This is a genomic window from Acinetobacter sp. AOR14_HL (genome assembly GCF_027855175.1).
GTDB lineage: Bacteria > Pseudomonadota > Gammaproteobacteria > Pseudomonadales > Moraxellaceae > Acinetobacter > Acinetobacter calcoaceticus.
In genome coordinates this window covers 105,663-121,840 of the sequence record NZ_JAKTII010000004.1, presented here as the reverse complement: position 1 = coordinate 121,840, position 16,178 = coordinate 105,663, and the positions used below count along the sequence as shown (strand labels likewise).

Annotated in this window: 8 protein-coding genes and 2 pseudogenes; 3 read left to right on the top strand and 7 right to left on the bottom strand. The window is 37.8% G+C overall.

Annotated features, from left to right (window positions below; translation table 11 throughout):
- Positions 1-231 precede the first annotated feature (231 nt).
- From MKL38_RS04590 to MKL38_RS19270, 3 genes and pseudogenes are all read right to left on the bottom strand, one after another.
- Positions 232-4,737 carry a translocation/assembly module TamB domain-containing protein gene (locus MKL38_RS04590; protein ID WP_270902656.1) on the bottom strand — a complete coding sequence of 1,502 codons (4,506 nt, stop codon included), beginning with the start codon at positions 4,735-4,737 and terminating at the stop codon, positions 232-234.
- Positions 4,738-4,763: 26 nt separating this feature from the next.
- A pseudogene (locus tag MKL38_RS19275) lies at positions 4,764-5,831 on the bottom strand (autotransporter assembly complex protein TamA); the annotation flags it as partial.
- 89 nt (positions 5,832-5,920) lie between these two features.
- Positions 5,921-7,502, bottom strand: a pseudogene (locus MKL38_RS19270) (POTRA domain-containing protein); the annotation flags it as partial.
- 165 nt (positions 7,503-7,667) lie between these two features.
- On the opposite strand from MKL38_RS19270, the gene MKL38_RS04580 reads away from it, so the two are divergent.
- Both MKL38_RS04580 and coq7 read left to right on the top strand, forming a co-directional pair.
- Positions 7,668-8,990 (top strand): MFS transporter, encoded by a 1,323-nt coding sequence (locus tag MKL38_RS04580; protein ID WP_209831069.1) that lies wholly within the window; start codon positions 7,668-7,670, stop codon positions 8,988-8,990.
- Between the two features lie 3 nt (positions 8,991-8,993).
- Positions 8,994-9,629 carry a 2-polyprenyl-3-methyl-6-methoxy-1,4-benzoquinone monooxygenase gene (gene coq7 / locus MKL38_RS04575; protein ID WP_004791519.1) on the top strand — a complete coding sequence of 212 codons (636 nt, stop codon included), beginning with the start codon at positions 8,994-8,996 and terminating at the stop codon, positions 9,627-9,629.
- Positions 9,630-9,674: 45 nt separating this feature from the next.
- Here coq7 and MKL38_RS04570 read toward each other — a convergent pair whose 3' ends face one another.
- Positions 9,675-10,223: a DUF2799 domain-containing protein gene (locus MKL38_RS04570; protein ID WP_080027388.1), complete on the bottom strand. Its 549-nt coding sequence runs from the start codon at positions 10,221-10,223 to the stop codon at positions 9,675-9,677.
- A 405-nt stretch (positions 10,224-10,628) separates the two neighbouring features.
- Here MKL38_RS04570 and MKL38_RS04565 point away from each other — a divergent pair, with 405 nt between their 5' ends.
- Positions 10,629-12,053 (top strand): glutamine synthetase family protein, encoded by a 1,425-nt coding sequence (locus MKL38_RS04565; RefSeq protein ID WP_270902654.1) that lies wholly within the window; start codon positions 10,629-10,631, stop codon positions 12,051-12,053.
- Between the two features lie 87 nt (positions 12,054-12,140).
- Here MKL38_RS04565 and MKL38_RS04560 read toward each other — a convergent pair whose 3' ends face one another.
- From MKL38_RS04560 to kdpC, 3 genes are read right to left on the bottom strand one after another with little or no spacing between them, the layout of a single operon-like run.
- Positions 12,141-12,857, bottom strand: a complete 717-nt coding sequence (locus MKL38_RS04560; protein ID WP_202741692.1) for a response regulator — start codon at positions 12,855-12,857, stop codon at positions 12,141-12,143.
- Between the two features lie 11 nt (positions 12,858-12,868).
- Positions 12,869-15,523 (bottom strand): sensor histidine kinase, encoded by a 2,655-nt coding sequence (locus tag MKL38_RS04555; protein WP_270902653.1) that lies wholly within the window; start codon positions 15,521-15,523, stop codon positions 12,869-12,871.
- Between the two features lie 38 nt (positions 15,524-15,561).
- On the bottom strand, positions 15,562-16,167 hold the full coding sequence (gene kdpC / locus MKL38_RS04550; protein ID WP_270902652.1) for a potassium-transporting ATPase subunit KdpC: 606 nt from the start codon (positions 16,165-16,167) through the stop codon (positions 15,562-15,564).
- Positions 16,168-16,178: the final 11 nt, after the last annotated feature.

Genomic DNA, 16,178 nt, shown 5'->3' with positions numbered 1-16,178 from the left:
TTATAAAACAGCAATTTTCAAGTGAATTTTCTTTAATCAGAAGTCTACTCAAAGTGGGCTTACTTTTAAGAAAATCGATGGTTTATATAGTAAATATTCAACTTTTTTAAATGTTATGAAGGTGTTATTAAATTAAAAGCCCACCGAAGGTGAGCTCTTAATTTAGTTATTACTGATTAAAATCAATGAAAGCATTACAAGCGTACTTTTCTAATACTTAATTTCCATCTACTAGAAGCGCCAATTGTAGAATAAATCGATCGCTCTTTCTAAAGATTGACTTGCTTCTAGGTATAAACGGCGGTTCATTTGATAACGTAAAGTTAGTTTGTTTACTGGTGTAAATACTCCGACACCATAACGAATAAACAGATCCGGTGTGATATAGCCAGTTAAGCTCACCTGAGTATCATCACCTGTACCTTGAGCATCTAAAGCTAATCCACTTAGACCGAAAGTACGTCCAATCTGGTTAGTTAAAGCACGTGTACCGCCCAAGCCCATACTGATACCAGCAGCAGCAATGGTGTTATTTACATCAGACTTAAATCCTTCTGCATTACTTAAACCACTTGAACCTTCATTAATACGTCCCGTGACGAGCGCATTTAATGCTTCTTGCTCAGATAGTCCTGCATCATTATAAACCTGAATGTTTGGCGATGTCGCAGTACCTGTAACACGCACCCCAACCATACTACCCTGAACATTTTTGTTTGCATCTATATCTAATGTTGGGTTTGCCAATGGACCATTAAAACGCGCAATCGCTCGATTCAAATCTAGACTTTGTCCATAGGCTTCAATTTTTACTTTTTGACTGACACCAATTGCCCCGTTAGCTCTCATCGCAGTTTCGTAGCCACGTTGACTTAAATTTAAACGACCAACTAACGGAATATTACTGTTAAAGCCTTGGAATATGACTTGCTTTCCAATATTAACAGCAATATCAGCTCGAATATCCCAAGGTTTAGCAGCACGTAAAATTGCAAGCGGGTCTTGGCCTTGTCGAACTATGCGGACATCTGATGAGGTATTAATGACTGGAGCAGTTGTTTCTGGCATTGAAATTCGCGCACGAGGAATATCCACCGATCCTTTTAAGCTTAAACGCTTATCGAAAGGATACATATCAAGTGTAAGGTTTGGATTGGCAATTGCAGTAATTAGTGGCGCCTGACGTACAAGTAAATTATCACCTTTGAGGTTTAATTGAAGACGTGGTGCATCTTTCCATTCAAAACTGCCTTTTAAAAGCCCTACACCTTGACCACTGTTAAACGCTCCATCAATGGTTGCCATGTTTTGACGAATTGATGAGTAAACCTGAACATTAGTTAAATTAACTGGCAGCGAAATCATACTGATTGCACCATTTTTCAGACGCATTTCACCAGTAAACTGTGGCTGAGTTAATGTACCATTGACCTTACCTGCTAAGGCTAAAGTTCCACTTAGTGTGCGGACATCTTGAATAAATGGTTTCAAGACTTTTAATTGAACATCATTAAAAGCGACCTCACCATGCATTGGCATTGAAGGCTGGAATGGATTGATAATAACATTCGCATATCCTGTACCAATATCAGGTGTTTTAACATCAACACGGAACAATAGACCTTCTGATACACTTTTTGCAATAACACTTAGTTCATCATAAGCCAGAGTGGTTGCAGGGTCTTGAGGATCTTCCGCAGCTAAACCAATTTCACCTTTGCGTGTAATTAAACGTGCATCAAGTTTTGGATTTCCTCCATTTACCCACGATGCCTTGGCATAACCATTTAATTGCCCAGTCATCGCTAAGCCTTCTGGCATAAATGCCGCGAAGTCACTTAAATCCATGTTTTGAGTTACAAACGAAATATTACCACGTGCTTTACTTACCCGTACTGGCTGGTCAAAACAGAGCTGGCTATTAGTACTTTGCCAGCAGTGTTGACCTACATATAGCTCAGACCTTGCCGAAGAAAAAATCACAGGAGCATTTTGATTTTGTGCCAAACGAATTCGTCGTGAATCAAAACTTCCTTTCTGAATTTGACCTAACCAATCATTATTTTGATTAAAACCACCAGCCAACTGAACATAGAACTTAGAAATCCTATTATTCCCTAGCACTTTTAATAAATGTGCTTTTCTCGTTCCAGTCAAATTCACTTCGGCAGACTGAATTTCTCGATTACCACTACGTAAATTATCTAACTTAGCTGTTAATTGAGTCGGTGTTGTTTCCGATGTTGGAAGTTCACCTTGAATACTCAACCTCTTCACACTTACTAAATTATTAAATGCAAAGTTATCTACGGCAATATTTGCTGTTGCTTTTAAACGTGGTTGTGATTGTACATTTAGGTCACCATAAGCTCGACCACGCAACCCCGGATATAACTCGTAGAGTGCAGGTGCATTGAGCTTGATTTTTAGATTTTGTGCATTACCTGTCGCCTGTAGCTGATTCTGCCCATACACTAAAAATAAATTATTTGCTTCAAACTGCTGAGGTAAAAAGCCCTTTTGATTAGAGTCTATCAATAAAGATAAATTACCCTTACCGCGAACAGGTTTATTATTTATAAAGCCAGCAAGGTTCAATTGCTGAATATTAATTCGTTTCAAATGGTCTGACCAAACCCCTTGAGTTTTCAGATTCCCTGAAATTTCGCCTTTCACAGCTGAGGTAAAATATTGAGGTTTAAAGCGAACCAATGAACTATTAATATCCCATGCAATACGATCTTTTAAATTTACAGAACCTGTTGCATAGATTTTTCCAGCCACACCATCGTGTTGTAACTGGTTAATTCGAATAAAATCTGGTGTACCTGCTATAGAAAACTTCAATAAACCATTTGCCTGTTTTAAGGCTTTTAAAGATCCATCATAATTAACTGCAAAACCTTTAAAGCCCCCACCAGCTTTCACATCATTGAATAATAATGCTGCTGTACTTTTACCGCCTAAAGTTACAGTCTCTTGACCTGCTTGAGCCAGTCGACCAGTTAAATCAATTTTCTCAAATTGAATGATTTGCTGGTTTGGTTTAGCAAAACCATTCGCTTTAATCGAACCATTTAAAAGATTAACAGGTGCTGCCGCATGAATACTTTGTGGGTTAAAATCTTTTGCATTTAACAATGCGTTCCAAACCAACTGACGTTTTTCAGTAGGAAGCAACACTTTAGCCTGACCCGTTAAACTACCTTTTTCAGCAGTAAAACTAAAATTGGGAACATTTAAAACATTATCTTTGACATTCAGATTGGCTAAATATTGTCCTGCTGGCAATAAAGTTTTTTCATGCTGATATACTTTTGTAGCAACTTTAATATCTTGCTGACCATCACGTAATGTTAAATCAACTTGACCACTGTCACTGCTTAACCAACCAACATAAGGCATTGCACGGTCTATTTTCGTCCAAGCTACATTCATGAGCATCGGTTGAGGTTTATTATTTTTTTCCGGAGCCTGATTAAACTTAAGTTTCCAAGACTCGTAACGGTCAAAATCAACATTAGCAAATACTTCAGTCCCTTTTTCCAAAGAGCCGGTTGAAGCAACAGCAGCATCTAAACTTGGCGGTAAAAAGTCTTGAACGACCTGAGGAATTACTTTGTCTTTAGGATTAATATGGTCTAAACGGCCTTTGATATCCCAAGTAACATGATCTTTCCAATTCACCAAACCTTTAAGGTTAACAGCACCTTTCATGACTTGGCCATTAAAATCAGTAATATTCAACTGATGAACCAAGTCAGTATTCATTAAAGCGTTGTATTGACCTTCAGGTAAATTCTCACCTTTTAAATCTGTATCAACTGCCAAATTAAGTTGTTTAATATCACCTTGAAACTTGATCACACCATTTTTTGCAAATAATTTTTGTTCAACCAATAAAGGTAAGTGATAATTTTTGAGCAATAACTCACCTTGCATTGGAACTTCATCACGAACAGGATGTAATACCACCCAACCCGTTAACAAATCAGGGGTTGTTGTTGCAACACCAACTTTTAAAGTATCTAAACTGCCGCGAGCTGCGACTTTAATATTTTGAATATTTAAACTTTTTAAAGATGGGATTCTTAAATCTGCTGTAGCGTCTAATGGATATTTACCACTGAAATCCATTTTTCCTGTGGCATTGTGGACTGAAAGATAGCCCATATCCATACTGGATTTTTCAAATTCCAGCTTAGTCTCCGACCAAAGTGCATCTTGCAAATGAACATCATGAAAACTTACATCTGAGGTCGCTAACTTAATCTCTAAATGATCAACATCGGCTTCATCAACACGTAGAACAAATGGTAACTTAATAGGCTTAAATTCGAACGCTTTACCAGAGGGCGGAGTTTTATTAATAATATGTAAGTTACGCACATCCGCATGGCTCAAATGCACTTCTTTTTCTAATAATAAAGAGCGCCAGCCTAAGCCTACGTCAGCTCTATCTAATGAAACATCAACGTCCTTTAATTGCACCAAAACATTCTTAAGAATAATTCCGCGCAGTAAGTTCCCGCCCTCGTATTCATATTTAATTATTTTCTGAGCGTCTAAAACCCGATCTAATAAAAAACGACTTCCGCGATCTGTTGACATCATGATCACTAACGAAGACGCTAATAATAAAAATATGATCAATATCGTCAGCAAGAAGCTACGCAAAATGCGCCGTTTCTTAGGTGAGCCAGGTGCCGAAGTTGGCTGCTGTTCTACTTCCGCCATAAAATAAACCTAATAAAATTTTATTTTTAAAGTTGTGGGCCTATAAAGAAATGTAAACGAATCGGATGGTTTTCATCTGAAATACCCGAAGCGACATCTAAACGGATTGGCCCGATTGGAGACTTCCAGCGAATTCCAACCCCAACGCTATAAGCTGCTGGATTACTAAAGTCTTTATCATAGGCATTACCAAAGTCAGAGAAAACAGCTGCTCGCCAACCGTCTTTAAACTGATAGTTATATTCTAAAGAACCTACAGCCAAAGCTTGTCCCCCAATTTTATATCCTTCTTCTTCTGGAGAAAGACTTTTATAGTCAAAGCCTCGAATGGTTTGATCACCACCAGTAAAGAATCTAAGATTGTAGGGAACTTTGTCAAAATCATCGGTAAAAATGTAACTAAGGTCAGATCTTCCAACGAATTGATGATCATCATTTTCGCCAAGAGAATAAATAAATCTCCAACCCGCACTTGCTATTGCCATATTGGCATCGGAGAGTAAACTCTCGCTACCTAATTCTACTTTATAGGTTTGTTTAAAAGCCTTAGTTGGGTTCAAACGTGTATTACTAGAAGTTTTTGATGTTTCATAACCAAATAATAATGCTTCTTGCTCCGACGCCATTCCGGCTGCTTTAAAAGCATCTGGTAACTCAGAAACGTCCACATTACCCTGCTGTGTAAGACGATCTAAACGATAGCGGACACCAAAAGTGTGTTGCCAGTTCCCTAACGGACGTTTGATTACACGCTCACCACCAAAAACAGCGGATTCAGTAAGCAAACTTACATCTGGGCCAATATCATCACGTGTTTCACGCTCATATCCACCCACAATGTTAAAATAGTCATTTAAAGGGTGTTTATAGGGAATACTATATCGGCCATCAATAGATTGGCGAATTTCAGAAACTTCCAAGTTGGCATCAAAAGAATGACCATATTTATTGACAATAGAACGGCGATACTGACTACGTAAACGTGCACCTGTATCGGTGCCGTAACCAATACCTGTTTCTAAACTATTTAGCTTATCTGCATTTAAAGTCACAATGACTGGAATTCTTTTAGTTTCACGTGCTTGTGCTTGCAGGCGGTCCTGTTCAGTTTCTTGTTCATCCTGCTGAACTGACGCACTTTGCAACATAGCAGTTTGAGGTTCTGCCTCTTTTGTTTTTTGTGTTCCGGCAAACTGTTTTTCATCTACTACGTTTTGTGTAACTTCTTTATTAGATGTCGCTAATTGACGTGCTTTAGCCAGTTGTCGTTGTTCAGGTGAAAGTAAATTAGACTCATCAACATCAATGTTTTGTTCATCGACCAAAGCCTGTAAATCTGGCGGTAGCTCAAGTTGTTTTTCAATTGGATCTGGTTTAACAGAGTCGACTAAAGTGTAATTAAAATAACGCGAGTTGGTTAAGTTATTTGCTAAAGTATTTACCCGCCAAAATGCATAGTCATCGCCCTCTTTCCACGGCGCCATACTTTCTAAAATATTCAAATTTAATGGCAAAGGTTTCGATGGATCACTCATACGAAACTCAACCTTATCTAATTTGTAACGCTCACCTGTTTCATAACGCAAGTTAATATCAGCCTTATTTTCTGGCTGACTCACTTTCACATCATGCAAACGCCAGTAAGCATCAAAATAACCATTATTAGATGCGGCATCAACAATACGACTTTTAGTGGTTTCATATAAACCATGGTTAAAAATGTCACCAACATCCTGATCAGGAACTAAACGAATAACCTGAAACTGCGGTTGCTTCTCACCCGCACCAGTAAATTCAATATTTTGCTCATTAATTCGTACAGGTTCATTCGGCGTAACATTTACGCGAACCCGACTCGAACTTAATTTTTCAAATCGGAACTCAGCATTATAATAACCAACCGCTTGTGCTGCTTGATTACTTAATGTTCTAAGTTGAGGTAAAGCAGCATTGAAATCTTCAAATGACTCTTGAGTAAATGTTGATAACTTACCTTTAATGTTTTTAGCCAGCACATCTGAAGCACCACTTACTTCTGCACTAATACGCGGTACTTGTTCCATTGGAATTGCACGTGGCGGGCGCACTTTATTTAAAATACGCTTAAAGAAACCAGCTTGCTCAGGTGGTTCTTCGGCCTCTGGAGTTAATTCCTGTAAGGTTTTTCCAGTTTCATTGGCTTCGACTACAATCTTGCTATCAGATTGAATCTCTTGCATAAGCTGGTCAATATTTACAGGTGCCTGTTTAATTTCCTGTATTTCAGACTGCGTTGCATCACTTACCATTACTTCAGGTAGCTTCTGAGTCCCATTTTGAAAACTCTGCGCTTCATTTTTAGCTTCTTCAGCTACTCTATAAATTTCATTTGCCATGTTTTGGTCAACAGGCATATCTGGTAAATCTTCGAGATTATCCAGTGTAATTGGCTTAAATTCGTTAATTTGATTTGGAAATTGTTCTTGTTGTTGCAATATAGCCAAGCTATCTTGTTGTTGCTGAGCTTGAGTCACAAGTGTAGCAATATCTGTAATTGGAGCAGTATTTTGCTGATCCACTGACGCTAATTGTTCTGCTGAAGTATCAGACACAGTTGGGCTTGCAGTTGATGAACTAGCTGCAACAGAAGTTTGAGCAAAACTTGGCGTTACACAAACACTTAACAACAAGCTGCTACAAATAAGTTTAGGAATTCCCTGCATTTTTAAAATTAAATGCATAGAATGAGTGAGAGTTGACTGTTTAAACTTAATTTTAGAAGGCATAGAAAACTCTAGACTTATTTTTAATAAAACGCACCAAGGTGAGTGTAAAACTCACTCAAAACCATTGATTTTTCATTTAATCAAGCGTTAAAAATATCATACATGGTTTTCGATGCAAATTAACAATCGGTCACATTTTTTTATAAAACACAATGAAGTTTGCACATGATGAAACAAGATGAGCACCTGATGACATCACGTCGGTTTGTACCGATGTTTTTTACCCAGTTTTTTGGCGCATTAAATGATAATGTTTTTAAGCAATCTTTATTATTAGTGATTACTTATGGTTTGATTCAGCAACAATCTGCCCCAGTAAGTACCCTTAATAACTTAGCGGCTCTCTTGTTTATTTTGCCCTATTTCTTTTTTTCGGCCACTGCTGGACAAATTGCAGATAAATATGAGCGTTCACAACTCGTCCGTGGCATTAAAATTTTAGAAATCATCATTATGCTCATCGGTACTGCGGGTTTCATGCTGGGTCACTTATGGCTACTTCTCGTTGCTCTATTCTTGATGGGCACACATTCAACATTCTTTGGCCCCATCAAGTACGCAATTTTGCCTGAAATTTTAAAACCACATGAATTAATGTCTGGTAATGCTCTGTTTCAGTCAGGCACTTCAATGGCAATTTTATTTGGGATGATTTTAGGTGGTGCTGTAATTGCATCATCACATGGAAACTTATTGTGGATTAGTCTTACTGTTGTAATTATTGCTTGCATTGGCTATTTATGTAGTCGCTTCATTTTACCTCAAAAGGTTGCTGCTCCCAATTTAAAGATTGACTGGAATTTTCTTCGTACGAGTTTTCAAACGATTAAATATGCCAAAAGCTTACCTTTAGTGTTCACTATTTTGCTAGGTAACTCATGGTACTGGTTTTATGGAGCTACTTATTTAACGCAAATTCCACAGCTCACCCAACAAAACCTCCATGCTTCAGAAAATGTCGTCAGCCTTTTGCTTACTTTCTTTTCAGTCGGTATTGGTGTCGGGTCTCTTCTTTGCCGTAAAATTGGTGGTTCAGAAATTAATATTAAAATGGTACCAATTGGTGCGATTGGCCTTACCGTTTTTGCACTCTACCTTGCCGCGAGTTTAGCTTTTGTACCCGAAAGAACTGGCGCATTACTCACGTTAAAAGATATTTTTACCCAAGGTTGGGTTTACTATCATGTCATGTTAGCGGTGACTTTACTTGGGATTAGCGGTGGTTTTTATATTGTTCCTTTATATGCCATGATGCAGGCTTATTCACCACGTTCACATCGTGCTCGTGTTGTAGCAGCAAACAATATTTTAAATGCCGTTTTTATGGTTTCATCTGCAATTTTTTCAATCTTAATCTTAAGTGTTTTAAAAATTGATATTAAAATACTATTTATTATTACAGCTGTACTTAGTGCAATCTTTAGTATTTGGCTTCTAGCGCGTCTAAAACCAATGCTTGCCACAGCACATCTTTCTTTGGAGGACTAATTTATGCGCCACTATACTGGAATTGATCAGCTCATTAACTCTTTTGATCAAGCATTACGTAGTCTTGTTCCGGGTGCAACCGCAGCACAGCGCCAAAATCCGGCCGAATCGGTTGAAGCAAAACTAGGTGTAGAAGATGCTCGTCATGTTGCAGGCCTAATGCGTGTTAACCATAGTGGTGAAGTGTGCGCCCAAGCCCTTTATCATGGACAAGCATTAACGGCGAAATTGCCAAATGTACGCAAAGAAATGCAACAAGCAGCAATTGAAGAACAAGATCATTTAGCGTGGTGTGAAGTTCGTTTAAAAGAGCTAAATAGTCATACCAGTTTATTAAACCCAATTTGGTATGGGCTTTCGTATGGCATGGGCGCACTTGCTGGTATTGCGGGTGACAAATATAGCTTAGGTTTTGTGGCCGAAACCGAACGTCAAGTCAGCCTTCATTTACAAGATCATTTAAACCAGTTACCTGCTCAAGATGATCGTTCTCGTAAAATTTTAGAGCAAATGAATGAAGATGAATTACATCATCGTCATACTGCACTTGAAGCAGGTGGTGTTGAATTACCGTATGCGGTAAAAATCACCATGACAGCCATTTCAAAGCTCATGACAAAAACCAGTTATTACCTTTAAAAAAACAAAGGATTGATCTAATTCGGATCAATCCTTTTTAAAATATTATTTTAATCCATGATCATATTTGAAACGTTCAATATCTCGAATTGAGTTCCAATAGTTTCGATTAATACGGTCACGATCAATTTGTAACTCTTTTAAAAGCTTACGATAACGTTCACGCTCTTCTGGCTTTAATTTTTCGTTGTAAGCATTGTCAGAATATTGCTTAAACTTTTCGTCATAACGGTCATATTCATTTTTTGCATTGTAGTAATCGGAAGCTGCCTGATAATAAGGTCTTAAACGATTACGCTGCTCAACTGGGCATACATTGATATTGCCACTACCCTCTAAAGCGTTATAAAAAATATTTGTTGGCTGGCAATAATACCCTAGACCTTCTTTATACCCACGTTCATATGACTTTTGATCTGGAACAATATTGGCTTTTCCACATGCTTTGTAATATTGATCTAAACGTGGCGACGAACCTTTTGAACCATCTTTCTCACCCACTAATGACCAATTTGCAGTCTTACATTCTTCTACGCTCATTGCAGCACAACCTGAAAGGCTGATTGCTAGAATGGCTAAACCGATATTTTTCATATTAAGAGAACTCAAAAAATAAATTTAAAAAAACGCAAAAATAAAATTCCAGTAAATACCCTAAAAGGTCTTGCTCTATTCAAGACTTCAAAAATAAGTGACTCACTGGATAAGCCTTTAAGTTTAAATCAGTTTGACCATCTCACCAAATTGAAAGGTCATAATTACTAATATTGTTTAATTTAAAAATAAAATTCTAAGAAATTTGCTAACTCTTAGACTACCCTTATACGCTAATTTTACTTAAATTTTTAATTATAAAAAATAGACTCAAACAATTGATTATTCATACAAAAAATCCAAATATTCCAAAAATGATTCTTTAATCATTTTACTCTTTTTTTATGCTATTAACCTCACAGCTTGCTGTAGGATTTTAGCTAAATAACCACCAAGGTTTTTATAATGAGTACGCATATTTATCCAAACTTAAACTTACAAGACTCTCACCTTAAGGCTTTTAAAATATCAAACGATATTACTCCACCAACACAAGCCGGTACTTTCCAACCCGATTTATTTTTGAAAGAAGTCGATGAATATTTAAACTCATATCCTCATACTCAGCATATTGATATTTGCCTACATGATTTAAACGGACATATTCGTGGCAAACGAATTGATGTTAAAAGTTTGAGAAATCTCTCCAACGGATGTTATTTTCCACTTTCTGTTTATGCAATGAGTCTTGATGGAAAAGTTATTGAAGAGACAGGCCTAGGAAAATATATTGGTGAACCAGACAGACTTTGCCTACCCATTTTAGGCAGCTTGCAACCAAGTGCCTTATTCCCTGAATTGAATGCTCAGCTTTTCCTCACAATGCAAGAAGAAGGTGGCTCAGATTGTCGATATGAACCACGCAATATATTAAAAAAATTATTAGATCAGTTACACGCTAACAATTATTTTCCTGTCATGGCTGCTGAACTGGAGTTTTATCTTTTCTCCCCAAACCATCACACTGAAACATGTTTGGAAAACCAATGTTTTGACATAGATGCACCAAATAACTATCAACAAGTCTTAGAAGAAGTTGAAAAAGCAGCCCTACTACAATCTATTGAAATTACCGCTATTGTTGCAGAGTCATCACCTGGACAATACGAACTAAACCTTCAACACACTCATGATATTTTAAAGCTGTGCGATCAAATTAATGCTTTAAAAAGAATTGTAAAACAAGTCGCAAGAAAGCATGACTTAACTGCCTGTTTCATGGCAAAGCCGAACTTGGCAAAGGCTGGTAGTGGCATGCATTTTCATATGAGCTTGCTCAATCAGTACCATGAAAATGTATTTAGTTCAGCAGTAGAAAAAGATGAACCTTCGGCCAAATTACTCAGCGCGATTAGTGGCCTAATTGAATTAATGCCTGCATCTATGGCTATTTTAGCGCCCAATATTAATTCTTATAGACGCTTTAAAATTGGGCACCATGTACCGTTAGAAGCAAATTGGGGTACCAATAATCGCAATGTCGCAATTCGAATTCCATGCTCAGATTTGAGAAATCAACGTCTAGAATATCGTGTTGCAGGAGCGGACTGTAATCCTTATCTGGTTACAGCTACGATTTTAGCCGGTGTGTCTTATGGCTTATCTCATAAATTACCACTACCAAAACCTGCACATCTTTTAAAATTTCCTGATGAGCACATTCTATTAGCCAACAATCAGCCAGAAGCCTTAAAAATATTTAAAGGGAGTCTTATTTTAAAAGGATATTTAGGGGCAGACTTTGTAGAGCATTGGTACACAGTTAAACAGGCTGAATATCAAAATATTTACAGTCAAATGACTGAAGCAGAACAACATTGGGATATATAAATAAAAAAAGCAAAAAAACTATAAACCACTTTGCAAACCCTTAGGGAGAAATTCCCTAAGGTTTTTTTATCTTTAATTAATATAAACCTAATGATTATTTTGTTTAGCTAAAAAACGCAATCCAACACCAGGTTCAGTTGCAATATAACGTGGCTGAATTGCATTATCTCCAAGTTTACTGCGCAACTTGCCCACTAAAATACGTAAATAATGAGTATCTTCCTGATGGGTTGGCCCCCAAAGTTCTTTTAAAAGTTGTGGCTGTGTTAAAAGCTGACCTTGATAGCGCATTAATAGCGTCAGCAATTGAAATTCTTTTCGAGTTAAAGTAATTGGCTGTTGCTCGATCCACACTAAACGCTGCATGACATCAACTTTAAGGTAGCCATCATCATAAACATGAGCTTCTTGCTGAATGGGTTGGTTTCTTAAAATGACTCGTATACGCGCTAATAACTCTTGTACGCTAAAAGGCTTGGTCATGTAGTCATTTGCACCAGCATCTAGTAATGCAACTTTTTCATATTCATCTGCGCGTACAGATAAAACAATCACAGGAACATTCGACCAACTACGTAACTCTTGAAGCACCTCTTTACCGTCTAAATCTGGCAAACCCAAATCTAAAATAACTAAATCGGCACCTTGTGTGGCCAAAACCTCCAAACCCTTGTAACCAGTCTCACAAAGAGTAGTTTTGTATTTTTGTGTTCTTAAAGCAATGTCTAAAAATTTACGAATTTGAGGCTCATCATCAATAATCACAATACGTGTTTCTACAGGTGATGTTTCTGAACTTATCATGACTTTACAACTTATTCTTTTACTGGATGAATGGGTAGTTTGATTTGAATTAAAGTACCTTTATTTTGGCGTCCTGAAAATGCTTCTATTGTACCCATATGGGCACCAATAATTGCTTTCACAATTGTCAGCCCTAAACCTGTACCGAATTTTCCGCGGTCTCCACGTTCCATAGTATAAAACATATCGAAAATGCGGTTTCTTTCATCTTCAGGAATTCCCGCTCCTCTATCTTCAATTTCTATTTTCACTTCATCCTCAAACAAAAGAGAAGCCCGAATCATGACTGGTTCATCTGGAGGTGAAAAGTTTGCAGCATTTTCTAAAACATTAAAAATAGCTTGTTCTACGAGTGCTGGATGAACATATAAACTAATGGTTTGTTCAGGTAATTCGACCAACACTTGAGTATCTGGTTTATAACGCTTCAAACGGCGGGTTGCCGAACCAATTAACTCATCTACACCAATCCAGTCTCTTTTTAGAGATAGACCTTCATGGCCCAAACGTGTCATATCAAGCAAATTTTGAATATAACGATCTAAGCGCTCACCCTCTAAATGAATGGTTTCGAGTAAATCTTGCTGATCTTGCTCTGACATATCTGCTTTAAAATGAGCAAGCGTATCAGCAGCTCCAATAATAGAAGCAAGTGGTGAGCGTAAATCATGTGATACCGACGATAATAAAGCAGAACGTAAGCGTTCTGTTTCACTGGTTACTTTTGCTTGTTCAAGCTCATTAACCAGTTGGGTCCGGAGTGCTGCCTGCGCAATATATTCAATTACACTTTCAGTCAGCTTCTTTTGCTCAAAATTTAAAGAAATAACTTCGTCTTTAAAGTAAATTCCCACAATACCTAGGCTATTTTTTTGTTCTAAAAGAGGTAAAAACCACCAGTTTGACTGACTAAGCGTATCGGTAAAACGCCCACATGGTTGTTGATGCTTCAAACACCAATCTGCTGCCACTTTTTCTTTGTCGTTTAGCTCTATGTCAGATGAAATTACTCTATCTTGAATAGAAATCCATACTTTAGTTTGAAGTTGTGTTTCTAAGGTCATACGTCCTGTTTGCATGACTTCTTCAAGGTTTACTGCACTAGAGAGCTTACGTGCCAAATCTTGCATCACCGTAGTGTAGGCATTCGCAGCTTTTAAAGACAAAACTTGCTGACGTAATTGAGAAGCCAAACGCCCAGCGATTAAAGCGGCCGCAAAAAAAGCAACAACGGTAACCACACCTTGATGTGCTGAAATCTGAAAAGTAAAACGCGGTGCAATAAAGAAAAAATTATAAGCCAAGAAACAAATAAGAGCTGCCACTACCGCAGCGAGCATTCTGGTTTTAGTGGCGACAATTAAAACTGAAATAATGAAAATGACAGAAAAGTCTTCAATCCCTAATAAAACTTCAGCAAAGTGAGCTATAAAAATACTGGCGCAGGTAACAGCTAAAACAAAAATACTTTCTTTTAGTGATAAAAATGATGGCTTTTCAAACTGAGTTGTCTTTTTGGTGCCCTGTTCTGGATGCAAAATGGTTAAAGCAATTGAGTTTTCTTGATTCAATAATTGTTGAGCTAAATTTTTCTTAAATAACTTTAACCACCACGGCGAAATACTTTTGCCAATGACCAGATTTGAGATTCCTCTATCCACAGCAGCATCCATTAAAACAGATGCAACCTGATGGCCATATATTACTTCTGTGCGACCACCGAGTTGCCGAGCCAGTTCAAATGCACGATCAATCTCAATATATTCTTTTTTATATGAATTTCCTGAACTCTGCCCCAAGTCCAAGCTTTTAGCAACATTCACTACAGTCCACACAGCCCCATAACGTTCTGCTAAACGACAACCTGCCCGTACTAAATATTCAGAAGAACCTTGCCCATCTATCGCAATCATTAATTCGTTTTGCAACGATATAGATTTCAAACCTTTAGAGGCATAACTCTCTTTTAAATCTGAATCGACATGTTCTGCAACGCATTGCATTGCTAGTTCACGTAGTGCAGTTAAATTTGAAATGCTAAAAAAGCCTTGTAATGCCAGATTTGCTTGATCGGGTACATAGACTTTTCCTTGATGGAGTCTTTCAATGAGCTCACTGACTGGCAAATCAATTAAGCGAATGTCTCGAATACGATCAAACACTCTATCTGGTACAGTTTCACTTACCCTAATGCCAGTGATCTGGTACACCACATCATTTAGGCTTTCTAAATGCTGAATATTCATGGTAGTGAATACGTCAATACCTGCATCTAGTAGTTCATTGATATCTTGCCAACGCCGTTCATGACGACTATTTGGTATATTTCGATGAGCCAACTCATCAACTAAAACGATTTCGGGATGCCTAAGTAAAATAGCATCCAAGTCCATTTCTTCTAAACTATGCCCCTGATACTGCATTTCCTTTCTAGCAATCTGAGGCAACCCTTCCAAAATTTTTAGAGTTTCTGTTCTCCCATGGGTTTCGACAATACCTACAACAACGTCTGTACCTTGTCGAAACAACTCTTTGGCACGAGCAAGCATGGCATAGGTTTTTCCAACACCAGGCGCCGCCCCTAAAAAGACCGTTAGTCGACCGGCTTGATATCTGTTGACATGATTTAATAAGGCCTCAGCCTGATTTTCGCGATTGCTTTGCACTTGATATCATCCGGTAAACTAACAACTTTATTTTTAAGTTAATGTGTAGATTGTAATTGATCTAAAGCAATATTGAGCTCTAATACATTAACACGAGCTTGTCCTAATACACCAAACTGCATCGGTTCAATATGCTTTTGCAATAGCTCTTCTACAACTTTAAGATCTAAATGGCGCGCTTGAGCCACTCGAGCCACCTGTAACTGAGCGGCTTCGGGACTGATATGTGGATCGATACCGCTGCCAGATTTAGTCACCAAATCACTTGGAATAGGTGTATTGTCTGTGTGATTTTGCTTTTTCACTGTGAGTATCTGAGCATCGATTTGCTTTTGTAACTCAGGATTAGTACGAGCCAAGTTTGTACCCGCCATTGCCATAGGCTCATAATTTGCTGCCGAAGGGCGTGGATGAAAATATTCATTCCCGACAAATGGCTGAGCCACTAAAGTTGACCCAACAACTTTCTGATCTATTTCAATCAAACTACCATTGGCCTGATTGTTGAATAAAATCTGTCCGACACCAGTAGCGATAGCACTGTAAACAGCACCGCACCCTACTAGAGTAAAAATTAATAATCCTAAAGATGCTCTTAAGGTCTGACCCAAATTTGCTTCTGAATTTTGTACATAAGTTTTCATTTCAAACTCCA

Bases quoted from the DNA above. Each gene is read 5' to 3' on its own strand.
- MKL38_RS04570 (WP_080027388.1), bottom strand. From the start codon at position 10,223: ATGAAAAATATCGGTTTAGCCATTCTAGCAATCAGCCTTTCAGGTTGT.
- MKL38_RS04580 (WP_209831069.1), top strand. From the start codon at position 7,668: ATGATGAAACAAGATGAGCACCTGATGACATCACGTCGGTTTGTACCG.
- kdpC (WP_270902652.1), bottom strand. From the start codon at position 16,167: ATGAAAACTTATGTACAAAATTCAGAAGCAAATTTGGGTCAGACCTTA.
- coq7 (WP_004791519.1), top strand. From the start codon at position 8,994: ATGCGCCACTATACTGGAATTGATCAGCTCATTAACTCTTTTGATCAA.
- MKL38_RS04565 (WP_270902654.1), top strand. From the start codon at position 10,629: ATGAGTACGCATATTTATCCAAACTTAAACTTACAAGACTCTCACCTT.
- MKL38_RS04560 (WP_202741692.1), bottom strand. From the start codon at position 12,857: ATGATAAGTTCAGAAACATCACCTGTAGAAACACGTATTGTGATTATT.
- MKL38_RS04590 (WP_270902656.1), bottom strand. From the start codon at position 4,737: ATGGCGGAAGTAGAACAGCAGCCAACTTCGGCACCTGGCTCACCTAAG.